At 73.2% G+C, this 21,452-nt stretch carries 24 protein-coding genes; 13 read left to right on the top strand and 11 right to left on the bottom strand.

The features are described from left to right. Positions 1-71: 71 nt before the first annotated feature. On the top strand, positions 72-899 hold the full coding sequence (gene fdhD / locus CR162_RS17150) for a formate dehydrogenase accessory sulfurtransferase FdhD (RefSeq protein ID WP_245870460.1): 828 nt from the start codon (positions 72-74) through the stop codon (positions 897-899). Positions 900-964: 65 nt separating this feature from the next. Beyond that, positions 965-1,558: a hypothetical protein gene (locus CR162_RS17145; protein WP_099096760.1), complete on the top strand. Its 594-nt coding sequence runs from the start codon at positions 965-967 to the stop codon at positions 1,556-1,558. Here the strand turns inward: CR162_RS17145 and CR162_RS17140 are convergent. Genes CR162_RS17140 through motA form a run of 6 tightly spaced genes read right to left on the bottom strand, consistent with a single transcriptional unit; the run spans position 1,552 to position 7,804 of the window. Continuing rightward, positions 1,552-2,316, bottom strand: coding sequence for a flagellar basal body L-ring protein FlgH (locus CR162_RS17140; protein ID WP_099096759.1), 765 nt, complete (start codon positions 2,314-2,316; stop codon positions 1,552-1,554). The two genes, CR162_RS17145 and CR162_RS17140, sit on opposite strands and share 7 nt — an antisense overlap. Further along, positions 2,316-2,765, bottom strand: a complete 450-nt coding sequence (gene flgA, locus CR162_RS17135) for a flagellar basal body P-ring formation chaperone FlgA (protein ID WP_176559898.1) — start codon at positions 2,763-2,765, stop codon at positions 2,316-2,318. Before flgA ends, CR162_RS17140 begins: the two co-directional genes overlap by 1 nt. Positions 2,766-2,776: 11 nt before the next feature. After that, complete coding sequence (gene flgG, locus CR162_RS17130; RefSeq protein WP_099096757.1) at positions 2,777-3,559, bottom strand: flagellar basal-body rod protein FlgG; 783 nt, start codon at positions 3,557-3,559, stop codon at positions 2,777-2,779. Positions 3,560-3,618: 59 nt separating this feature from the next. After that, on the bottom strand, positions 3,619-4,371 hold the full coding sequence (locus CR162_RS17125; protein WP_099096756.1) for a flagellar hook basal-body protein: 753 nt from the start codon (positions 4,369-4,371) through the stop codon (positions 3,619-3,621). A gap of 1 nt (position 4,372) precedes the next feature. Beyond that, entirely contained in the window at positions 4,373-6,904 is a 2,532-nt protein-coding gene (locus tag CR162_RS17120; protein ID WP_099096755.1) for a hypothetical protein, read from the bottom strand. 6 nt (positions 6,905-6,910) lie between these two features. Next, positions 6,911-7,804: a flagellar motor stator protein MotA gene (motA, locus tag CR162_RS17115; protein WP_099096754.1), complete on the bottom strand. Its 894-nt coding sequence runs from the start codon at positions 7,802-7,804 to the stop codon at positions 6,911-6,913. Positions 7,805-7,919: 115 nt separating this feature from the next. Here motA and CR162_RS17110 point away from each other — a divergent pair, with 115 nt between their 5' ends. Next, entirely contained in the window at positions 7,920-8,942 is a 1,023-nt protein-coding gene (locus CR162_RS17110) for a lysozyme family protein (protein WP_099096753.1), read from the top strand. 30 nt (positions 8,943-8,972) lie between these two features. Here the strand turns inward: CR162_RS17110 and CR162_RS17105 are convergent, their stop codons facing one another. Then, positions 8,973-9,281, bottom strand: coding sequence for a hypothetical protein (locus CR162_RS17105; RefSeq protein WP_099096752.1), 309 nt, complete (start codon positions 9,279-9,281; stop codon positions 8,973-8,975). 209 nt (positions 9,282-9,490) lie between these two features. On the opposite strand from CR162_RS17105, the gene CR162_RS17100 reads away from it, so the two are divergent. Then, positions 9,491-10,159, top strand: a complete 669-nt coding sequence (locus tag CR162_RS17100; RefSeq protein WP_141563202.1) for a hypothetical protein — start codon at positions 9,491-9,493, stop codon at positions 10,157-10,159. A 60-nt stretch (positions 10,160-10,219) separates the two neighbouring features. Here CR162_RS17100 and CR162_RS17095 read toward each other — a convergent pair whose 3' ends face one another. Genes CR162_RS17095 through CR162_RS17080 form a run of 4 tightly spaced genes read right to left on the bottom strand, consistent with a single transcriptional unit; the run spans position 10,220 to position 13,111 of the window. Beyond that, positions 10,220-10,981, bottom strand: coding sequence for a MotE family protein (locus tag CR162_RS17095; RefSeq protein WP_141563201.1), 762 nt, complete (start codon positions 10,979-10,981; stop codon positions 10,220-10,222). 19 nt (positions 10,982-11,000) lie between these two features. Beyond that, a complete protein-coding gene (locus CR162_RS17090) occupies positions 11,001-11,597 on the bottom strand; it encodes a hypothetical protein (RefSeq protein ID WP_099096749.1) in 597 nt (198 codons plus the stop codon). Between the two features lie 12 nt (positions 11,598-11,609). Further along, entirely contained in the window at positions 11,610-12,671 is a 1,062-nt protein-coding gene (locus CR162_RS17085; RefSeq protein WP_099096748.1) for a FliM/FliN family flagellar motor switch protein, read from the bottom strand. A 2-nt stretch (positions 12,672-12,673) separates the two neighbouring features. Next, positions 12,674-13,111: a flagellar basal body-associated FliL family protein gene (locus tag CR162_RS17080; protein ID WP_245870457.1), complete on the bottom strand. Its 438-nt coding sequence runs from the start codon at positions 13,109-13,111 to the stop codon at positions 12,674-12,676. A gap of 294 nt (positions 13,112-13,405) precedes the next feature. Here CR162_RS17080 and fliF point away from each other — a divergent pair, with 294 nt between their 5' ends. The 9 genes from fliF (at position 13,406) to CR162_RS17035 (ending at position 21,443) form a co-directional block, all read left to right on the top strand. Continuing rightward, complete coding sequence (fliF, locus tag CR162_RS17075) at positions 13,406-14,998, top strand: flagellar basal-body MS-ring/collar protein FliF (RefSeq protein WP_099096746.1); 1,593 nt, start codon at positions 13,406-13,408, stop codon at positions 14,996-14,998. Further along, complete coding sequence (locus CR162_RS17070) at positions 14,995-15,663, top strand: FliH/SctL family protein (protein ID WP_099096745.1); 669 nt, start codon at positions 14,995-14,997, stop codon at positions 15,661-15,663. The genes fliF and CR162_RS17070 overlap by 4 nt, the downstream gene beginning before the upstream one ends. After that, positions 15,660-15,941: a FliM/FliN family flagellar motor switch protein gene (locus CR162_RS17065; RefSeq protein WP_007005989.1), complete on the top strand. Its 282-nt coding sequence runs from the start codon at positions 15,660-15,662 to the stop codon at positions 15,939-15,941. The genes CR162_RS17070 and CR162_RS17065 overlap by 4 nt, the downstream gene beginning before the upstream one ends. 49 nt (positions 15,942-15,990) lie before the next feature. Beyond that, entirely contained in the window at positions 15,991-16,803 is an 813-nt protein-coding gene (gene fliP, locus CR162_RS17060) for a flagellar type III secretion system pore protein FliP (protein WP_099096788.1), read from the top strand. Beyond that, positions 16,800-17,102 (top strand): hypothetical protein, encoded by a 303-nt coding sequence (locus CR162_RS17055; RefSeq protein ID WP_099096744.1) that lies wholly within the window; start codon positions 16,800-16,802, stop codon positions 17,100-17,102. Before fliP ends, CR162_RS17055 begins: the two co-directional genes overlap by 4 nt. After that, positions 17,099-18,130: a flagellar motor switch protein FliG gene (locus CR162_RS17050; protein WP_099096743.1), complete on the top strand. Its 1,032-nt coding sequence runs from the start codon at positions 17,099-17,101 to the stop codon at positions 18,128-18,130. Before CR162_RS17055 ends, CR162_RS17050 begins: the two co-directional genes overlap by 4 nt. Before the next feature lie 35 nt (positions 18,131-18,165). Further along, on the top strand, positions 18,166-18,900 hold the full coding sequence (locus tag CR162_RS17045) for a hypothetical protein (protein ID WP_099096742.1): 735 nt from the start codon (positions 18,166-18,168) through the stop codon (positions 18,898-18,900). A 59-nt stretch (positions 18,901-18,959) separates the two neighbouring features. After that, the gene (locus tag CR162_RS17040; RefSeq protein ID WP_099096741.1) at positions 18,960-19,865 is read left to right on the top strand and encodes a flagellar motor protein MotB; all 906 of its coding nucleotides are present in this window, start codon (positions 18,960-18,962) and stop codon (positions 19,863-19,865) included. A gap of 111 nt (positions 19,866-19,976) precedes the next feature. Further along, entirely contained in the window at positions 19,977-21,443 is a 1,467-nt protein-coding gene (locus CR162_RS17035) for a flagellar hook protein FlgE (protein WP_099096740.1), read from the top strand. Positions 21,444-21,452 lie beyond the last annotated feature (9 nt).

The raw sequence follows: 21,452 nt of genomic DNA, 5'->3' as shown, positions 1-21,452 counted from the left end.
ACGGGAGGTTCCCGCGAAACCGCCGCCGCCGCCACGCGTCTTCCTTGTCGGCGCAGCGGGAGGAACACGCCATGATGATGCAGGACGCGTCGGCCCGGCCCAGCCTCGTCCTGCCCCGCCTGGCGCGGCAGGGCGACCGGGCGGAGGCGGGCTTCCGGACCGTGGCGGAGGAAACCGCCGTGGCGCTCACCTATGGCCGCTCCACCCACGCCGTGATGATGGCCAGCCCCATGGCGCTCGAGGAGCTGGGCCTCGGCTTCAGCCTGACGGAAGGACTGATCGGCGAGCCTGCGGAGATGCTGTCGCTCGACGTCGTGCCGCGGCCCGCCGGCATCGAGCTGCGGATGGAACTGGCGGAGCATCGCGCGGCGGCGCTGGCCAGCCGCCGCCGCCGCCTGGCGGGTCCGCTGGGCTGCGGGCTGTGCGGCATCGAGAGCCTGGAGGCGGCGTCGCGCAGCCTGCCTGCGGTGGCCGACCCGACGCGTCTTCCCGCTTCCGAGATCGAGGCCGGCATGGAGGCGCTGTCCGCCGCGCAGGCCCTGCACCGGGAAACGCGGGCGGCCCACGCCGCGGGCTTCTGGCGGAGCGGGGAAGGGCTTGTCCTTCTGCGCGAGGATGTCGGCCGCCACAATGCCCTGGACAAGCTGGCCGGCGCCCTGGCGCGCCAGGAGCGGAGAGGGGGGCAGGGCCTGGCGGCGGGGGGGGCGCTGCTGCTGACCAGCCGCGTCTCGGTGGAGATGGTGCAGAAGGCCGCCATGATCGGCGCGCCCCTGCTGGTGGCGGTGTCCGCCCCCACGGCGCTCGCCATCCGGGTGGCGGAGCAATGCGGCATCACCCTGGTCGCCCTGGCGCGCGGCGCCTGTTGCGAGATCTTCACCCATCCGGGGCGCATCCACTGACTTGAGCGTGGCCCGGCGGGCGGGGCGCGCCTATCCTGCGGCGCCGCACCCGCCCGGAGCCCCGCATGCCCATCCTTTCCCGCGCCGTGGATGCGCCTGCCGCCCCGCGAGCCTCCGGCGCCTTCCAGCGCCGCGTGGATGGGGAGGAGGTGCTGTACACGGTGCATCCCGCCCGGCCGCCGCTGGCCTTCCGGGCGGCGGCCCTGCTGCTGGCCGGGCTGTTCGGCCTGCCGGCGCTGGGGGTGCTGCTGAGCCCGTCCCGCCATGACGGCGTTTCCCTGCTGGCGGCGGCGGGCGGGCTGGGCATTGCGGGCCTGGCCGCCTGGGCGCTGCTGCGGGGCCGGAGGGCGCGGCGGGTGCAGCGCTTCCGGCTGCGGCCCGGGGGCGTGGAGCGGGAGGGCCGGTTCCTGCCCTGGCCGGCCAGCGCCGCGCTGCGCGTCGCCCGCCCCGAAGCAGGCCCTTATGCGCGGGGCGCCTCCGGCATCCACGGCCTGGCGGCGCGGATCGCGGCCCAGCAGCACGCCGCCGAGGCCTGCCTGTTCCTGGATGGCGGGGAAGGCGGGCCGGCGCTGCTCGCCTCCGGCCTCGACCTGCCGACGGCGGAGGCTTTGCGGGAGGCCCTGTCATCCGACCGCCTCTCCGCCCGCCCGCCTCAGTAGGGGATCACGCGCTCGATGATCTGCTGCCCCCAGCGCGGCCGCTGCAGGTCGCTCGCCACGCCCCGCCCGCCATAGGCGATGCGCGCCTCGGCGATCTTCTCCGAGGCGATGCGGTTGCTGGGCCGGATGTCCTCCGGGCGGATCAGGCCGCGCAGCTGCAGCTCGCGCAGCTCGTTGTTCACGCGGATCTCCTGCGAGCCGGCGATCTCCAGATTGCCGCTCGGCAGCACGCGCACCACCGTGGCGGCCACCTGCAGGCGGATCTTCTCCGTGCGGCGGACGCGGCCGGTGCCGTTGCTGGTGCTGCCGCCGCCCAGCTCCAGCGCCGGATCGACCGCCCCGCCGAAGGCCTTGCCCAGGATGCCCTGCAAGCCGAACAGGGAGGGCACGTTGAGCGTCTGCCTGCTTTCGCGCTCCAGCTCCAGCCGGTTGTCGAACTGCGCGCTGTCGTCGATCTCGATCTCGACGGTCAGCAGGTCCCCCACGGCGCGGGCACGCTGGTCGCGGAAGAAGGTGCGGCTGCCGGGGCGCCACAGCGAGCCCATCATGGTGGGCCCGGTGCCTTCCAGGCGGGGCCGGGTGGAAACCTCGATCGGGTCGTCGCTGCCGGTCAGGGCGGGGATGCCGGCCAGGGCACCGGGGGCGGAGATGGGCGGCGGCTGCTGGATGTGGCCGAAGCTGTCGCAGCCGGCCAGCGCCAGGCCCAGCCAGCCGGCCAGCAGCAGCCTCGCGGGAAAGGCGGAAAGGCGCCGGCGCATCACGGCCGGCCCCGCACTTCCGCGGTGCCGTCGGCCACCACCAGGGCGCGGATGGTGCGGCCGCTGCCGGCGTTGTGGACGCGGATCTCCTCGCCCACCGCCCCCGCCTCCATGGCGCGGCCCTCCATCTCCAGCGTCACTCCCGCGCTTTTCCAGAACACGCGCACCATCTGCGCGGCCCGCACCGCCACGCGCTCGCCGATGTCGCGCTCGGGGATGGGGGCGTTGGCGCGGATGCGCCGCCGCACCTCCTGGCCGATGATGTCGCGCTCGGCATCGATGAAGGCGGGGCCGTCGCGGCGCGGCACCACCGCCTCCACGTCCTGCGGCCGCAGCACGTCGCCCGGCTGCAGGGCCCGGGTGGCGTGCCAGACCTCCCGCCCCCAGGCCGGGAGGGAAAGCAGCAGGGCGGCCGCCAGCAGGGGCGGCGCAGCCGGGGCGAGGCGCATGCTCTCCTCCATCACCGCACGCTGTTGACGGTCTGCAGCATCTGGTCGGTGGCCTCGATCACCTTGGAGTTCATCTCATAGGCGCGCTGGGCGGCGATGAGCTGGGTGATCTCCTGGACCACGTTGACGTTCGAGGCCTCCAGGTACCCCTGGCGGATCTTCGCATAGCCCGGGTCGGAAGGCAGGCCGCCATTGGGCTGGCCGGAGGCTTCCGTTTCCAGGAACTTGTTGCCGCCCGTGGCCTCGAGCCCCGCCTCGTTGGGAAAGAGGTAGAGGTTCAGGCGCCCGGCATTCTGCTGCTGGCCGTTGGCCTGGGTGACGATCACCTCGCCCGCCTGGTTCACCGTCACGTCCCGCGCATCGGCGGGGATGTTGATGTTGGGCTCGATCGGGTAGCCCTCGCTGGTCACCAGCTGCCCTTCCTGGGACAGCTTGAAGCTGCCGTCGCGGGTATAGGCGGTGGTGCCGTCGGGCAGCGTCACGCCGAAATAGCCGCGCCCTTCCAGGGCCAGGTCGTAGCGGTTGCCGGTGTCCGACAGGGTGCCCTGCAGGGTGATGCGGTTGACCGCCGAGCTGCGCACGCCGAGGCCCACCTGCGTGCCGACCGGCAGCAGCGTGCCGGCCTCGGAGGAGGCCGAGCCCACCCGCTCCGAGGACTGGTAGATCAGGTCCTGGAACTCGGCCTTGCGGCGCGTGAAGGCGGTGGTCGAGACATTCGCGATGTTGTTGGCGATGACCTCGACATTGGTCTGCTGGGCCTGCATGCCGGTGGCGGCGATGCTCATGGCGCGCATGGTGCGTATCCTTCCAAGATCGGCTCAGGCCGGAACGGGGTTGCCCGGCGGGGTGCGGGTCAGTTCGGGCGCCCCAGCGCCTCGATCATCCGGCGCAGGCGCGCATCGTCGTCCGAGACGATGCGCTGCATGGCCTCGTAGCTGCGCTGGACCATGGTCAGGTTGGACAGCTCCACCACCGGCTGCACCGTGGAAGCCTCCAGCGCGCCCTGCGCCAGGCGGATGCCGGGCGTGCCGGGGGGCACCGGCCGCACCTCGGCGGCGGGCAGCTCGAGCAGGCCATCGCCCCCCTTGCGCACGCCGCGCATGTCGCCCGCCCGGAACAGCCCGATGCGCCCCGCCTGCTCCACCCGGCCATCGATGGTGGCCAGGATGGTGCCATCGGCGCGGATCTCGACGGCGGCGGCGCGCTCGGGCAGCAGGATGCGCGCCCCCCCCTCGTCCAGGAGCGGGCGCCCGGCGCTGTCCATCAGTGTGTTGTCAGGCCCCACCTTCAGCCGCCCGTCGCGCGTGTAGCCGCGGCTCCCGCCCTGCCGCTCGACCGCCAGGTAGGCCTCGCCCTCGATGGCCACGTCGAGCGGGTTGCCCGTGGCGGCGATCGCGCCCTGCCTGGCGTCGACATAGGTCGCGCGGTCCTGCACGAAGGCGATCTCGCGCCCCGGGACGGCCAGCCGGCTGACATGGCTCTGGAACAGGGTGCGGTCGCCCCGGAAGGCCGTGGTGTTGGCGTTGGCCAGATTGTTGGCGGTGACATCGAGCTGCTGGCGCAGCGCGATCTGGCCTGAAAGGCTGACGGTGCTGGGACTGTCCATCTCAGTTCCTCGCGGTCTCGGGCAGCAGGCCCTCGATCTGCCGGCTGCGTGCGATGGCGGAGCGCGCGGCGGCCACGCCACGCGCCGCGCCGGCCGTGTCGCCACTCAGCTGCAGGAGCGCCGCCGCACCCGCCTCCGGCGCCAGCAGCTCCGGCGCCACGCCAGGGCGCTGCCCCGCCAGCGCGGCGGCGCTGGCCAGCCTGGCCGTCGCCTCGGCCCGCCTGTCGGCATCCAGGGCCGGGTCGCGCAGCAGCTCGGCATAGGCATCGGCCGCCCCGGGCCAGGCCTGCGCCTGGAACAGCCATGCGGTGCGCGCCAGGCGGTCGGGCAGCGCCTGCAGCGCCTCCAGCGCCTGCGCCGCCTCCAGCGGCCTGCCCATGCGGCCCAGCGCCATGGCGGCGGCGCGGCGGGTGCCGGGGCTTTCCGGCAGCGCGCGCAGCAGGGCCATGGCCCGCTGCGGGTCGCCCTGCGGGGCCATCGCCTCCGCCCGCGCGACCAGCAAGGCCGCCTCGGGCCGGCCGGCGCTGGCCGGCGTCAGCTGGCGGCTGACATCCAGCGCCGCGTCGGCCAGCCCCTCCTCCAGCATCAGCCGCAGCGCGCCCTGGCGGATGTCGTCGCCCCGCTCGCCGGGCGTGGCATAGCCCTCATACTGCCAGTAGAGCGCCAGCCGCTCGCCCGCGGGCGGCAGCTCGAGGCCCTGGGCATCGACCAGCAGCAGGCGCAGCGCCTGCGCCGCCAGCCGGGCGCCCCGGCTCTCCATGCCCGAGCGCCGGTTGGTCTGGCTCGCGCCTTCGGCCACGGCGAGGGCGGCGGCAAGCTCGCCCCGCTCCAGCAGGTGCTGCGCATAGAGAATGGCCGCCTCCTCGCCCAGCGGGTCGAAGCGGTAGGCGCGCGCGAAATCCATCAGCTGCGCCTCGGCGCGCTGCCCTTCCGCGCCGGGGCGCGAAAGGCTCAGGGCCGCCAGGCGCATGCGGGCCTGCAGGGCCGGCACGCTGCGGCCGGCGCGGGCGGCACGCTCCAGGTGCAGCGCCTCCTCGGCACGGTTGCCTTCCAGGCGGGCCATCCTGGCCATCAGCAGGCCGCGCCGGGCCTGCTGGTCCGGGCGCTGCTCCTCCGGCGCGGTCCGGATGGCGGCGAGAAGGGTGCGCAGGGTCTCGGCGTCCTCCTCCGCCGCCTCGGCCATGATCACCGCGAAGGCGAGGCGCAGATCGGGCGGCACATCGCGCAGCGCCGCGCGGGCCTGGGGGGCCAGCCTTGCGAGCGCCGCGGCATCGCCGCCCACCGCCGCCACGAGGGCGCGCCAGAGCGGCAGATCGGGGCGGGCGCACTCCGCGGCCTCGGCCAGCAGGGGCGAGGCCGGGCTGATCGGCTCCCGCCCCAGCAGGCGCGCCACGTCGCGGACGCGCTCCAGCCGCTCGCGCAAGGCGCCGCCGGGCTGCTCCAGCAGCGGGGCGGAGAGCACGGCGAGCGCTTCCCGGTTCAGCTCGTGGAAAGCATAGAGCTCGGCCAGGGCGGCGGTTTCGGCGGCCCCGTGGTCGGCCAGGGCGAGGGCGCCGCGCCGGGCCGCCAGCTGCTCGACGAAGCCCGCCTCGCCCGCCCAGTCCCGCAGGCTGAAGGCGGGCTCCAGGCAGGCGGGGCGGGGGGGCGTGCCGGCCGGTGCCGCGAAGCTCGGATTGGGCAGCGGGGCGGACCCGCCCATGCGCGGCGGCGTGGAGGCGGAGGGCGTGGAAGCAGAGGGCGCGGGGGCGGCCGGCGGCCCGTTCAGCAAGGCCAGGCGGCCCAGCATGCTTTCGCGCAGCGACACCAGGTCATCGGCCGGCGGGCGGGCGGAAAGGGCGGGGGCCGGAGGCGAGGCCGGAGCGGGAGACGCCTGAGCGGGAGACACCGGAGCGGGAGACGCGGGGGGGAAGGGCAACGCCGCGACCGCCGGGGCGCCACGCAGCATGGCCTCGGCCTGGCCGGGGTTCATCAGCCCGAGCCGCACCGCGTCATCGAGCAGGCGGCGGCGGGCGGCGGCGAGTTGCCCGGCCTCCCGCGCGGCGGCCGGAACCTGCGCGGGGGCCGGGGCCGGGGCGGGAGGAGGCGCGCTGCTCGCCGGCCGCAGATCGACGAACAGCATGCCCTCCACCACCCCGCTTTCGGCCACGCAGTCGCAGGCGGCGCGCAGCAGCAGCACCGTCTCGCCCGCCTCCTGCCGCACCTCTGCACCCTTCACCTCGCGCAGGCGGCGCAGCGCGGAGATGTCCAGGCGGTGCAGGCCACGCAGGCGGATCTCGTGGTCCTGCCCCACGCGCCGCAGGCTGTGCGGCGGAATGCTGCCCAGATGCAGCACCACGCGCCCGCGGTCCGGGTGCTGGCCGCTGCGGACGCGCACCCCAGGCGCGGCATCGGGGGCGGCATCGGGCATGGCACCCGGCGCCGCGCCAGGCACGGCGGCCGGCATGGCGGGCGGCGGGGGCGGCATCTGCGCCACGGCCGGCTGGGCGAGCAGCGGCGGCAGGACCAGGCTGGCCAGCAGCAGGGAACGGCGCATCCGCGCTTACTCCCCGCCGCCCTCGCCGTCGGTCTTCACCCGGCCGGCCTCGCGCAGCTGCTCCTCCATCTGGTCGAAGCTCGGCTGGTGCCGGGAAGGCACCGCCTGGCGGCCGACCTCGACGCAGATCTGGGGGGAGAGATTCTCCAGATAGCTGGTGATCACCACCCGCGTGACCTCGAGCATCCGCCTTTCCTCCTCGAAGATCGCCTTCAGGCGGGCGGCCATCGGCCCGATCAGGCCGTAGGACAGGAAGACGCCGAGAAAGGTGCCCACCAGCGCCGCGCCGATCATCCGACCCAGCACCTCGGGGCTCTCGCTGATGGCGCCCATGGCCTTGATGACGCCCAGCACCGCCGCCACGATCCCGAGGGCGGGAAAGGCGTCGGCCATGGTCTGGATGGCCTTGGCGGGCTTCAGATTCTCGTTGTGGCGCTTCTCGATGGTGGTTTCCATCATCTCGCCGACGCGGTGCGGATCCTTGTTGTTGAGGGTGATGGTCCGCATCGTGTCGCAGACCAGGCCGCGCAGTGCCGGGTCCTGCGTCAGCCGCGCGTAGCGGGTGAAGATCGGCGAGGCCTCGGGCTTCTCGATGTGCTTCTCGAGCTTCGCCGCGCCCTCCTTCTGGTGCGTGCGCAGGAGCAGGTAGAGCAGGCACAGCACGTCGCTGAAATCCTTCCGGTTCCAGCGCGGTCCCTTGAAGACGGTCCCGAACGACTTCACCGTCTTGGCCACCAGGGCGCCGTCGCCGCCGATCAGCAGCGTCATGAAGCCGCTGCCGCCGATGATCATCATCTCCGGCCCGACAGCATGCAGGATCACCCCCATCTTGCCGCCTGCGATCAGGTAACCGCCAAAGACGGCAACGAAAACTCCGAGAATTCCGGCGATCTGGATCATCGACTGGGCGGCCCCGCATGTTGCGACGGTCGGGCCAGGAACTGGCCGCTGCAAGGCTCTTATCATTTCGCATCCTCCCGTGCTACGATCATTTTTCGCAAACAGGAGGTTCGCCATGCCCCTTCCCGTCGTCCTCGGCACCGCGCTGGACAAGGCCGGCCAGACGGCCACCGCCCGCCCGCCGGCCGAGAAGCTGGGCCGCTACACGGTGGACAGCCAGGTAACCGGCGCCCTGCGCAGCGCCGCCAAGGCCACGGGGATGGGCTTCGAGGTGCTGGCCGCCAAGGCGGCGATGGAAAGCGGCTTCCGCCCCGAGGCGCAGGCGGCCACATCCTCGGCGCGCGGCCTGTTCCAGTTCATCGACCAGACCTGGCTCGGCGTGGTGCGGGAGCATGGCGCCGCGCACGGCCTGGCCAATGAGGCGGCCGCCATCAGCCGCACGGGCGGCCGCTACACCATCGCCGATCCCGCGCTGCGCGGCCGCATCCTGGCGCTGCGCGACGACCCGGAGCTTTCCGCCCGCATGGGCGCCGAGCACCTGAAGGACATCTCGGACAGCCTCTCGCCCGTGCTGGGCCGCAAGCCGGACGCGACGGAGCTCTATCTGGGGCACTTCCTCGGCGTGCGCGGCGCCACGGACATGCTGCGCGCCGGCCGGAACGATCCGGGCATGGCCGCCAGCCAGGTGCTGCCCGATGCGGCGCGCGCCAACCCGGCCATCTTTCGCGGCGCCAACGGGGCGCCCCTTTCCGTCCAGCAGGTGATGGACCGCCTGCGGGAGCGCGTGGGCCAGACCTATGCGCAGCTCGGTCTTGACACGCCGAGCGGTCCCGTCGCCCTGGATGCGGCCGCCCTCGGCCAGCCGGTCAAGTCCGGCACGCCCCAGGCCAGCGAGGAGCCGCGCTGGTGGGGCAGCGGCGCGCCGGCCCGGGTGGCGCACACCCAGGAGCAGGCGATGGTTTCCGCCCTGGTGGAGGTGTTCACCCGCATGAACCGCATCGGCGCGATGCGGGGCGGGGAGGAGGGGCAGAGCCTTCCGGCCGGAGTGCTGGAGGCGCTGCGCGACTCTGGCGCGGCACAAGGCGCCGACGCGGCGGCGGGCGCGCGCAGGGCCTATGCCACCGGCACCCGCCCCTGAAGGCGGGGCAGGCCGCCGCGCCGGCCGGGCTCAGCCCGGCAGGGCGCCGAGGGGCGGCTCCTGGCGGGCGAGGCGGCGGTCGTTCTCGCGCCGCACCTCGGCCCCGTGCAGGCGGCCGGCGATGTAGCATTGCCGCAGCGCGATCCGCAGCATGGGCCGCAATTCCGGCGGCAGCACAGCATCGGCGGCGGGGGTGGCCGGGCCGGTGGGATCGGCCTCCTGGCGGATCATCTGGTCCATGCCATCCCGCCGGCCCTGGGCGGCGGCGCGCACCAGCATGGCGCCCACGGCATCCTCCCAGAAGGGCGCCTCGGGAAAGGGGATGGTCGGTTCCGGCATGATGGGTCTCCGCGGCAGCGTGGCTCGTTTCCGGCGATTTTCGCATTATGCATTTTTCGCACAACTTCACAAGCCGGGTTCCCGCCTGCCCCTCCTGCGCGTTCCAGGTCATCTCTCCTAAGAATGCGCACAACCCCGGCAGGTTTTGCGAAAAATTGTTGAAGATGGACGATGGTGGCGCGCTGCCCTTCCGCCGCGGAGACACCGCCATGACCCCTTCCTCCCTGTTCCGCCGTCTCCCCCTTTCCGCGCTGGCCGCGCTGGGTGCCGCTGGCCTCGGCGCGAGCCTTGGCGGCATGCCGGAACTGGCCCGCGCCGCCGATCCCGTGCCGCTGGCCTCCCTGGCCCTGATGGCGGGCGTGGCGGGCTGGATGTGGTGGCGCAACCAGGGGCCCCGTTCCCGCTTCGCCACGCTCGGCATCCGGCTCGACCCCGCGCCCGCCCACCCGGCCGCGCCTGGGGCGGTGCTGCGCTTCGTGCAGGCCACCCCCCGTCTGTGGCAGGCATGGCAAGGCTCGTGGTGCCTGGAACTGGCCGAGGGGCAGGGCGGGGAGCCTGGCTGGTCGCTGGCCCTACGCCCCGGCGGCGCGGCCGCGAAGCACGCGCCGCTGGCCCACGCCGCCACGCTGGATGCGCTGCTGGCCCTCCTGCGCCACATGGCCGGGCGGGGCCTGCACCTGCCGCCGGAGGCGCAGGCGGCCGCCGCGTTGCTGGAAGGGGACTTCGAGTTCCTGCTGCCCGCCTCGCGCCAGCGGATCATGGCGCTGGCGGAAGGCGGATACGCGCTCTACCAGCCCACCGGCTGCAAGGCCATCTCCGCCCAGGCGGCCAGGGCCATGCTGGCCCAGGGCAGCCCTGTCCCGACAGCCGGGCGCTGAGCCCGCTGCCGCCGGCCGGAGGCAGGCCGGCGGCAGCGGCCACCCGCCCCAGGCCGGCTCTCAGGGCGCGGGCAGGGCGCGGAAGGCTTCCCGCCGCCCGGCGATCTCCTGGGTCACCGCCAGCGCCGCCGGCGGCTCCATCTGCGCCATGATCGGCCCCGCCTGCCGCTCGGGGATCCTGAGCAGGATGATGGCCGCCCGCGGCGCCTCCAGCCGCTCCAGCACCTTGGCGGCCTGTTGCGGGCGCATGTTCACATACAGGGCCACCAGCGCCTCCATGTCCGCCTCGGCCGCGGCGCTTTCGCGCACCACCAGCTGCTCGATCTCCATGCGCAGCCGCGACAGCTCGGCGATCTGCGCGCGCGCCATGCCCTCGGCCGCCTGAAGCCGCGCCTCGCGCGCCTCCAGGCCACGCTCGCGCCGGTCGATCTCGGCCTGCCGGCGCATCACCTCGGCCATCAGCCGCGCCTCGCCCGGCCGCTCCTCGCCCAGCGGGTTGGCGCGCACCGGCGCCGCCAGCACCGGGGAAACGGTGGGGGTGGCGATCACCCCCTCCCGCAGCGCAACCGGCGGCCCGGGCAAGGGGCCGGGCGGCTCGGCGGCGCGGGAAAAGGCCGGGACGGCGCCAGCCAGCGCGGCCCAGCCCGGCTCCTCCATCAGGCCGGAAAGCCGCCCCGGCAGCAGCGCCACGAGGCCCAGCGCCATCAGCGGCAGGCCCAGGCGCGGCCCGAGCAGGCCATGCAAGGGCGGGCCAGGCAAGGGCGGGCCAGGCAAGGACAAGCCAGGCCGGGACAGGGCGGGATCGAGCGGGTGCAGGGTCATGGTGCGGTTGTCCTGGCGTTCAGTCGAGCTTCACGCGGATGGTGCGTGGCGCCGGCGCGGGGGGGCCGGGCTCCGGCGCGGGCTCGGCGAAGAGCAGCTCCGCCGCCAGGACCTGCTCCAGCGGCGGCCCGGCCAGCGGCTCGAGGGGAAGGTCGAGGGCCGGCAGGGGCGGCGCCAGGAAGGGGGGCAGGGAGGCTGGCAGGGAAGGCTGCGGCTTGGCGGAAAGCCGCTCCGCCAGGCCGAGCGGCTCCACCAGCTCGCGTGGCGGCGCGGCGGCGCGCGCGGCCTGCAACTTGCGGTTCTGCCGCAGCGCCTGGTCGAGCCGCAGGGCCACATCCTCGGCATTGCGCGAGGCGGTGGACAGCTCCTGCGAGAGGCGGCGGCAGGCGGTGATCTTGCTGTCCACCTCGGCGATGCCGTCGCGCACCTTCTGCACGATGCCGCCCGCCGAGGCGTCCAGCCGGCGCGAGGCGTCGTCGAGCTGCGCGATCACCGCGCCCGCGCCTTCCAGCGCGGCCCGCAGGCGGCCCATGCGGCGGTAGAGCAGGACGATCCATCCCCCCTGCGCGGCCAGCACCGCAAGCGCGGAAGCGTCGAGGATCTGTGTCAGCGTCATGGGGGTTTCTCCTCACCCGTCCTGGGCGGCCGGCGCGTCGCCGGGCCAGCCCTTCTCGATCACGCACTCCTCCACGCGCAGCACCACCCGGTCGTCCTTGGTGGCGATCACCGCGCGGCAGACCATCAGCCCCTCGCAATGCACGTCGATCGGGTCCTCCTGCCGGCGGTCCAGCACGAGGACGGAGCCGGGCTGCCAGGCGGCGATCTCGGAGAAGGGCACGGTGCGCTGCTCGATCACGGCGGTCAGCCCGACCGAGGCGCGGGGCAGCTCCTCCGCCAGGTGGCTGCGCCAGATCGTGTCGCCGCCCTGCTTCTTGCCGAGCACCTCCTGGCTCAGCAGGTCGCGCACCGGCTCCAGCGAGGCGTAGGGCAGCAGGAAGTCGATGTAGCCGCCGCGGCCTTCCATGGTGATCTCGGCGCGGAAGGTGAGCGCCGCGGCGGTGGGCTTGGTGATCAGCGCGTAGCTCGGCGTGATCTCGAAGCGCTCCAGCCGGAAACTGGCGGGCGAGACCGCCTCGAAGGCCTTGCTGAGATCGTGGGTGACCACCGAGACGAACTTCTCGACGAAGGTGCGCTCGATGGCCGTGTAGGGCCGCCCCTCGATCGGCTGCAGCGCGTTGCGGCGCCCGCCCAGCAGGATGTCCACCAGCGAGCCGATCAGCCGGGAGTCGAGCGCGGCCAGGCAATAGCCGTCCCATTCCTCGATGCGGATGATGCCGATCAGCGCCGGCAGGGTGATGGTGTCGAGAAAGGCGCCGACGCGCACGGGGCGGGCGCGGTCGATGACCACATCGGCGTTGTCGGCGGTGAACTTGCGGCTGGAGCTGGTCATCAGCCGCGCCAGCCGATCCACCGCGATGTCGAGCATCGGCAGCTTCTCGTAGCTGACCGCGCCGCCGACCAGCGCCTCGAGGCCGCGCCGTGGCGCTTCCGGCTCGGCCGGCCCTTCCGGCCCGCCGAACAGGCTGTCGATGTCGCCCTGCCCCATGGCGACGCCGGCGGCGCCCCAGTCGGCCATCGGGTCGACGGCCGGGTCCTGGCCGCCCTCGGAAGGGATGTCGGAGCCGCTCATGCTCAGGCCACCACGAAGCCGGTGATCAGGACGTCGCGGATCCGCCCGGGGCCCAGCACCAGCTCCAGGCGCCGGTGCAGGTCGCCGCGCAGGCGGTCCATCGCCAGCGCGCCCTCCATCTCGCCGTCGCGCAGGGTGCGCAGGTAGAGGATGAGGCTGTCATAGATCCGCGGGCTCAGCAGGTCGGGCTGCACCAGCGCCGGATCGCCCGCCACCTCCACCGCCAGCTTCAGGCGAAGCTGGCGGGGGCGGCCGCCATTCGGCAGGGAAAGGGTCATCTCCGGGAACTCGACGAAGCCTGCCCTGCCAGACGCGGGGAGGGCGGCCTCCGCCCCGGCCTCCTCGGCGGGCGGGCCGCCCAGCAGGGCCGTGACCTGGCCGGAAAGGCCGGGCAGCAGGAACCAGGCGCCGGCGGCCCCGCCGCCCAGCAGCGCCGGCAACAGCAGCAGCGCCGGGAGAAGCCTTCTGCGGCCCTTTCCACGGAGGGGATTTTCCTGGTTTTTCGCGGATTTGTCCGCGGGTGTCGAAGACATGGGCGGCGGATCTCCCGGCGATTGCGATTTTTCGCGCGACAAGCGGAGTGGCCGCAGATATAAACCGACGCGTTCTCGCATGCCATGCTAAAAACGTCTGAGGCGATATGGCGGCGGGATAAGGCAGGGTCGAGGGACGTGGCGGGGCCGTGAAGAACGGTGCTGACGCATCCGCAGCCAGCATGGGGCGATAGAAGGTCGATGCAGCAAGTAAAGACCCTGGGGCCTGGTTTCGATCTGGGTGGGCTGGGAAGCAGCCTGGGGCGGCTGGGCCCTGCGAAAATCGGCGCCATGGTGGCGGTGGCCCTGGCGGCGCTGCTGGCGGTGGTGATGGTCGCCCGCTCCGCCGGCACGCCGAACGGGCTTCTCTATGCCGGGCTGGAGCCGGCCGAGGCCGGGCGCATCACGGCGCGGCTCGAGGAGCTGAAGGTTCCGGTCGAGGCGCGGGCGGACGGCTCCATCCTCGTGCCGGCCGAGCAGGTGGCGCGGCTGCGCATGCAGCTCGCCGCCGATGGCCTGCCGCGCCAGGCCGGCGCCGGCTACGAGCTGCTGGACCAGGCCAGCCCGATGCAGATGACCTCCTTCATGCAGCGCATCCAGAGGCTGCGCGCGCTGGAAGGGGAGCTGGCCCGCACCATCATCACCATGCAAGGCATACGCGCCGCGCGGGTGCACATCGTGCTGCCCGAGCGCGAGAGCTTCTCGCGCGACGCGCCGCCGCCCACCGCCTCCGTCACCGTCACCACCACGGGCAATCAGCGCCTGGGCGCGGCGCAGGCGGCGGCCATCCGGCTGCTGGTGGCGGGCGCGGTGCCGCGGCTGCGGCAGGAGGACGTGTCGGTGGTGGACCCGGCGGGCGTGGTGCTCGCCGCCGATGGCGGCCTGGGCGCCGCGGCCGGCCGCGTCAGCGAGATCCGCCAGGCGCATGAGGCGAATTTGCGAAAATCGGTTCTCGACCTGCTGGAGCCGATCGTCGGCCGTGGCAGGGTGCGGGCCGTGGCCTCGGTCGAGATCGACGGCTCCCGCATGGTGGCGCGGCAGGAAACCTTCGACCCCATGGGGCAGGTGGAACGCGGCCGGCAAAGCCAGAACGAGCAGGAAACCAGCGAGGATGGCCGCGGCCAGGCGCCGGTGACGGTGGGCCAGAACCTGCCGAACCAGCAGGCGAACCAGAACGCCAGCCGCAGCACCTCCTCCAGCCAGCGCACCAACGAGACGGTGAACTTCGAGATCTCCTCGAAGGTGGAGGAGACGGTGCGCGAGCCGGGCGCGGTGCGGCGCATCAGCGTGGCCGTGGTGGTCGATGGCGCGCCGGACGCGGACGGCAATGCGCAGCCCCGCCCGAAGGAGGAGCTGGACCGGCTGGCGGCGCTGGTGCGCTCGGCCGTGGGCTTCAGCCAGCAGCGCGGCGACCTGGTGACCGTCGACACGCTGCGCTTCCTGCCGGATGAAGGGCTGGGCACCCTCGCCTCGTCCGAGGCGGACGGCATCGTCCTGAACGGGACGCGGCTTGCCCTTCTGGGGGGCGGTCTCCTGCTGGCTTCAGCGGGCGGGCTTCTTCTCCACCGCCGGCGGCGGCGGATCCAGGCCGCGGCCGCCGCCGCCGCGGCAGCCGCCGCCGCGGCCGCCGAGGCCGCCGCCGTGGAAACGATGGACGATGCCATCGCGACCGTGGGCCAGGACATCCAGATCCGGCTGTCCTCGCTGAACGCGCTGAACGAGATCATCGACCATCGGCCCGACGAGGCGCTGGCGGTGGTGCGGTCCTGGATCGAGGAGGGCACGCCGGCATGATGGCGCGCCCCTTCCAGCCGCCCTCCCTGTACGCCCTGCTGGCCGACGAGGACGGAACGGCCGCGGCCCGGCTCGCCGCCGAGGAGCGCATCCGCGCCCAGGCGCATGAGGCGGGCCGGCAGCGCGGGCTCGAGGAAGGCCTGGCCCGCGGCCGCGGCGAGGGCGAGGCCGCGGGCCGCGCACGGCTGGAGCAGGACATGCAGGCGGCCCTTGCCCTGCATGCGCAGCGGGGCGCCGCGGCGGCGGCCGCGGCGCTGGAGGCGCTGCTCCGCCAGCGCGACGAGGAGCGCCTCCGGCAGGATGCCCATCTGCGCGGCCTGGTCGCCGCGGCGCTGGAGGCCGTCTTTCCGGTTCTGCTGGCGCGCGCCGCGGGCGGCGAGGTGGCGGCGCTGCTGGCCGCCGCGCTGGCCGAGCGCGAGGCGGACGGCATCACCCTGCACGCCCATCCGGCGACGCTGGATGCGGCGCGCCAGGATGGCTTTCCGGAAGGCCGGATGCCCGCCCGCCTGCGGCTGCTGCCCGATGAGCGGATGCCGCAGGGCAGGGCCGAGGCCCGCTGGGCCGATGGCGGCCTCCTCTACGACCCGGCGGCGCTGATGGCGCGGGTGCTGGCCGTTCTGGGCGACACGCCGGCGGATGACATGCCACAGGAGACACAGCAGTGAGCGAGAGCGCCCCCACCGAGAACCCGTTCCTCGCCGAGCGCAAGCCCCGCATCATGGACATCCCCGTGAATGTCCAGGTGGTGCTCGGCAACAAGCGCCTGCCGATGGCCGCGCTGTTCAACCTCAGCCGCGGCTCGGTGATCGAGTTCGACAAGAAGGTCGGCGAGCCGATCGACCTGATGGCCAATGAGCGGCTGATCGCCCGCGGCGAGATCCAGATCACCGATGACGGGCGGCTGTCGATCTCGATCACCGAGATCGTCTCCTCGTCCAGCTGAAGCCCCTGTCCTGAAAGCGCGCAGAATGCCGCTTCCCCCCTTCCGCGGGATGCCGCCCCTGGCGGCGCCGCGGCGCCCCTCCTTCCGCTGGAGCGGGCTTTGCGTGGCGCTCCTGCTGGTGCTGGCCGCGCCCGCGCTGGGCCAGAGCGTCTCGCTCAGCCTCGGCCCGTCCGGCGGCCAGGCCGTGGCCAGCGGCGGGCAGAGCCTGACCACCAATGTGGTGGCGCTGATCGCCATCACCACGCTGCTGGCGATGGCGCCCGGCCTGCTGGTGGTGGCCACCTCCTTCACCCGCATCGTCGTGGTGCTCTCCATGCTGCGCACGGCGCTCGGCCTGCAGCAATCGCCCCCCAACACGGTGATCGTGAGCCTGGCGCTGTTCCTGTCCGCCTTTGTCATGGCGCCGGTGCTGGAGCGGAGCTGGAACGAGGCGGCACGCCCGCTGATCGAGGGCTCCATCAGCGAGGAGCAGGCGGCGGAGCGCGCCATCCTGCCCTTCCGGGGCTTCATGGAGGCCAATGTGCGGGAGCGCGACCTGGCGCTGTTCATCGACATCGCCAAGTGGAGCCCGCCCCGGCCGGAGGCGGCCGCGGCGGGCGAGGGCGCGCGCACCGCGGTGCCGCTGCACATCCTGACCGCCGCCTTCGTCATCTCCGAGCTGAACAAGGCCTTCCAGATCGGCTTCCTGCTGTTCCTGCCGTTCCTGGCCATCGACATCGCCATCAGCTCCGTGCTGATGGGCATGGGCATGATGATGCTGCCCCCTTCGGTGGTCAGCCTGCCGTTCAAGCTGATCTTCTTCGTGCTGATCGATGGCTGGTCGCTGGTGGCCGGCGCACTGGCGCGGAGCTTCACCGCATGAGCATCCCCGTGGCACGCCGCCCCCGGCGCCGCCGCGCCCTGGCCGCCGCGCTGCGCCGCGTGGCCGCCCAGGAAGGCGCGCCCCAGGAAGGCGCGGCCGAGCCGCGGCTCCTGGCCGGCCGCGTGCGCGCCATCGCCGAGAGCCAGGGCGTGGCGCTGCCGCCCGAGGCCGACCTGCCCGAGAGCCTGGCGCGGCTGGAGCGCGGCGCGAGCCTGCCGCCCGAGCTGGCGCCGGTCCTGGCGGCCCTGCTGCTGCCCCTCTTCCGCCTGCGCCCCGACCCGCGGAGCACCGACCGATGAAAGCCCCCGAAGCACGCCGCGCCGTGCGTCCCGCCGACCTCAGATCCGATCCGCTCGCCGATGTGGCGGTGCTGTTCATGGCGCTCGACGAGAACCGCATCCAGGTGCTGTTCGACAAGCTGGAGGATCACGAGATCCGCCGCGTCAGCCGCGCCATGGCCAATCTCGGCAAGGTGGACATCGACCAGGTGGAGCGGGTCATCGGCCGGTTCCGCAACGAGGTCGGGCGCACCGGCACCGTGATCGGCACGGCCGAGACCACCGAGCGCCTGCTGCGCCGGATGCTGCCCAACGACAAGGTCAGCGAGATCATGGACGAGATCCGCGGTCCCGAGGGCAAGACCATGTGGGAGAAGCTGGCCAACATCTCGCCCGAGGTGCTGGCTACCTACCTGCGCACCGAGCTGGCGCAGACCTCGGCCGTGATCCTGGCCAAGCTGCCCGCCCAGCACGCGGCGCGCGTGCTGACCCTGCTGCCGAAATCCTCCATCGACGAGATCGTGCTGCGCATGGTGCGGATGGACAGCATCCAGAAGGGCGTGCTGCAGGACATCGAGCAGACGCTGCAGAAGGAGTTCATCACCAATCTCAGCCGCTCCTACGAGCGCGACAGCTCGCAGATCGTGGCCGAGATCATGAACCGCGCCGACAAGGGCCTGGTCGAGCACCTGATGCGCCAGATCGAGGCGCGCGAGCCGATGGCGGCCGGCCGCATCAAGCGCATCATGTTCACCTTCGACGACCTGATCCGCGTCGACCGCAGCACCTTCGCCACGCTGGTGCAGGAATGCCCGGCCGACAAGCTGCAGATCGCGCTCACCGCCGCCAGCCCCGAGCTGCGCGAGCTGTTCCTGGGCAGCATGTCGGAACGCGCCGCCACCATGATGCGCGACGAGATCGAGAGCATGCCCGCCCAGCGGCGCAAGACGGTCGAGGACGCGCAGGCCGACCTCATCATCATCGCCAAGCGCCTAGCCGATGAGGGCCGCATCTTCATCCTCGACGAGGACGAGGTGGGCGAGGGCTGAGGCGGGAGCTGGGAGGGGCATGGGGGGCGAGGCGCATGGCGGCGGATGAGGGCGGGGGCGGCCCGGGCCCCATTCCGCCCGTTCCGGCCCTTCCTGCCCTGGCGCCGGCCGGGCGCGAGGCTGGTGCCGGCTATGCCGCGGCGGCCCGGGCCCTCAGCGCCGTGCCGCCGCTGGGCCGCGGCGCGGCGGAGGCCGCTTCCCCGGACGACCCTGTTCTGCGGGCCGGAGCGTGGCGGGAGGCCGGGGCGGAGCCGCTGCTGCCGGGCGGCGGCGGCGGCCTGGCCCTGCCCCTGGCGCTGGCCCTGCTGCGCCCCGAGCCGGTGCGCTGGCTCGGCGCCGCCGCCCTGGAGGCGCTGGCGCAGGCGCACGGGCTTGAGGCGGGGGCGCTGGCCGCCCTGCTGGAGGCGGCGCCCGCGCCGCCCGCCATGCTCGGCGATCCCTCGCTCTGGAGCGGGCGGAGCGTGCCGCTGCTGGGGCCGGAAGGCGAGCTGCTCTGGATGTCGGTGTTCTGGCGCCCCGACCGGGCGGGCCGTGCCCTGCGGCCCGACCGGCACGCTCTGGCCGTGCGGCTCCACCTTCCCGCCACGGGGCGGATCGAGTGGCGGGCCCGCCTGGAGGAGGAGCGCCTTGACGCGGTGATGGAAACGGAGCGTCCGCTTGCGCGAAATTCTTGCGCCGATCTCCAGGAGGCTTTTCATGCCGTGCTTGCAGCGCTGCGCCTGCAAGGCAGCCTGACGGTGCGGCACGCGGATCAGGGGCATGGCACTTGAAATGCGAAAAACGAACAGGCTAAACATGATCTCCGCCACGGAACGGGCCATCCTGTCGCATGAGCGCTGACGACCACCTGAAACGCCCGATCATCGTCAAGCGGCACCATGGCGAGCATGACGACGAGCATGGCGGCCAGTGGAAGATCGCCTATGCCGACTTCGTGACGGCCATGATGGCGTTCTTCCTGGTGATGTGGCTGCTCTCCAGCACCACGGAATCCCAGCGCGAGGGCATCGCCCAGTTCTTCACCGCCTCCAGCATCCTCGACCTGCCTTCCGGCAACGGCGCCCTCGATGGCGGCCGCTCCGTGCTGGTGGCGGGCGACGACCAGCGCGACTCCCTGACGCGCACCGAGGATGGCGGCCTGCGGCAGGAGAACGAGGCGAGCGAGGCGGCGAGCACCGCCGAGGAGGCGCCCATCCTGCGCGACCCGATCGAGCGCCAGCGCTTCGAGGCCATGAAAGCCGAGCTGGAGCGCGTGATGCGGAGCGAGGCGATGCGCGAGCTGGCGCAGAACGTGCAGCTCGAACTGACGCCGGAAGGCCTGCGCCTGCAGATCTTCGACCGCGACGGCGCACCCATGTTCCTGCCCGGCGCCAGCGATCCCACGCCGCGCCTCGCGCGCATCCTGGAGGTGGTGGGCAGCGTGCTGGCCACCGTGCCGAACGAGGTGGTGGTGGCGGGCCATACCGATGCGCTGCCCTTCTCGCGCGGGAGCCATGGCAACTGGGAATTGTCGACCGACCGCGCCAACGGCGCGCGCCGCGCGCTGGAGCGCAGCGGCGTCGCGCCCGCCCGGATGTTCCGCATCGAGGGCAAGGCCTCGGTCGAGCCGCTCGTGCCCGAGGCGCCGAACGATCCGCGCAACCGGCGGATCTCCGTGACGGTGCTGCGCTCCGACGTGGCGGCCGAGACGCGCGCCGCCGCGGCGCGGCGCAACGCGCCCGAGACGCGGCGGTGAAGTGCCGCAACGCCCCCGGCCTGCCGGCAGAAGCCGGCGCCGGTCCCGATACCGTCCGGCCGGCCCGCGCCGGCCATCATCCACATCTCGCCGCTCTGTGAGGGACCGCCGATGACGGCCATCAACGCCCTGCGTACCAGCACCTCCGGCCTGAACGCGCAAGCCACCAAGCTCTCGGGCATCTCCAACAACATCGCCAACAGCTCGACCGTCGGCTACAAGCGGGTCGACACGCAGTTCGAGAGCCTGGTGCTGGAAGGCTCCAGCGGCGGCGCCTACGCCATGGCCGGCACCGCCGCCAAGAACCGCGTGGAGATCAGCAAGGTGGGCCAGGTGCAGGCCACCGGCACCGACACCGACATCGCGGTGAACGGCAACGGCTTCCTGGTCGTCAACGAGGAGGCGGGCAGCGGCGGCAAGTACCTGGCCACCCGCGCCGGCTCCTTCCGCCCCGATGCGATGGGCAACCTGGTGAACTCGGCCGGCTACTACCTGCAGGGCGTCAAGCTGGGCTCGGACGGCAACCCGGTCGGCGTCGCCGGCGACAACAACGTCGAGAGCCTGAGCACGGTCAACGTCAACAACATCAGCGTCGCCTCGGCGCCGACCACCGAGATGCGCTTCTGGGTCAACCTGCCGAAGCAGCGGACCGAGCACACCACCTCGCCGGGCGAGCTGGACAACATGTTCGTCACCAATGTCGACTACTACGACGACACGGGCGGCGCGCAGACCCTGACCTACCGCTTCACGCCGACGCTTCCCGCCACGGCGGCCGGCGCCGCGACGAGCACCTGGCAGCTGGAGATCTTCGACAGCGCCTCGGGCGACATCGCCAGCACCGACCCCTACGACAAGAGCAAGCGCGTCGGCCTGGTCGGGCTGGAGTTCTGGAAGGAGGGCGACAAGGCGGGCACCATCGCCAATGTCTTCGACGGCGCCAACAACCCCGACCCGAATGACGGCACGCCCTACGCGCCGGGCCTCGCCGGCGTGCTGGACGACCCGCAGCTGCGCGGCACCAGCGCCCCCGGCGCGGCGCTTGGCGACTACAACACGGCCAACGGCACGCTGACGGTCAAGGTGGGCATCCCCTCCGGCAGCGGCCTCGCCGGCCGGGAGCTGCCGATCACCCTGGGCAATCTCGGCAGCTTCGAGGGCATGACGCAGCTCAGCGGCAACTACGTGCCGACCAAGATCGAGAAGGACGGCTCGGCCTTCGGGCTGCTGGAGCGCGTCTCCGTCTCGGATGAGGGGCAGGTCATCGCCACCTTCTCGAACGGCAAGTCGCGGCCGATCTACAACCTCAAGCTGGCCGTGTTCCCCAACGCCAACGGGCTGAACCCGGTGCGGGGCGACGCCTATGAGATGTCGCTCGACGCGGGCTCGGTCCGCCTGCTCGATCCCGGCTCCGGCGCCGCCGGCACCACCTCGGGCGGGGCGCTCGAATCCTCGAATGTCGATATCGGCACCGAGCTGACCAACCTGATCGAGACCCAGCGCGCCTACAGCTCCAACGCCTCGGTGGTGCGCACGGCGGACCAGATGATGGAGGAGGCGGCGAACCTGAAGCGGTAACGGCGCGCC

This window comes from Teichococcus rhizosphaerae, assembly GCF_002631185.1.
GTDB classification, from domain to species: Bacteria; Pseudomonadota; Alphaproteobacteria; order Acetobacterales; family Acetobacteraceae; genus Pseudoroseomonas; species Pseudoroseomonas rhizosphaerae.
Note: the sequence above shows the minus strand (reverse complement) of the source record. Positions and strands in the feature narration are given on the sequence as shown.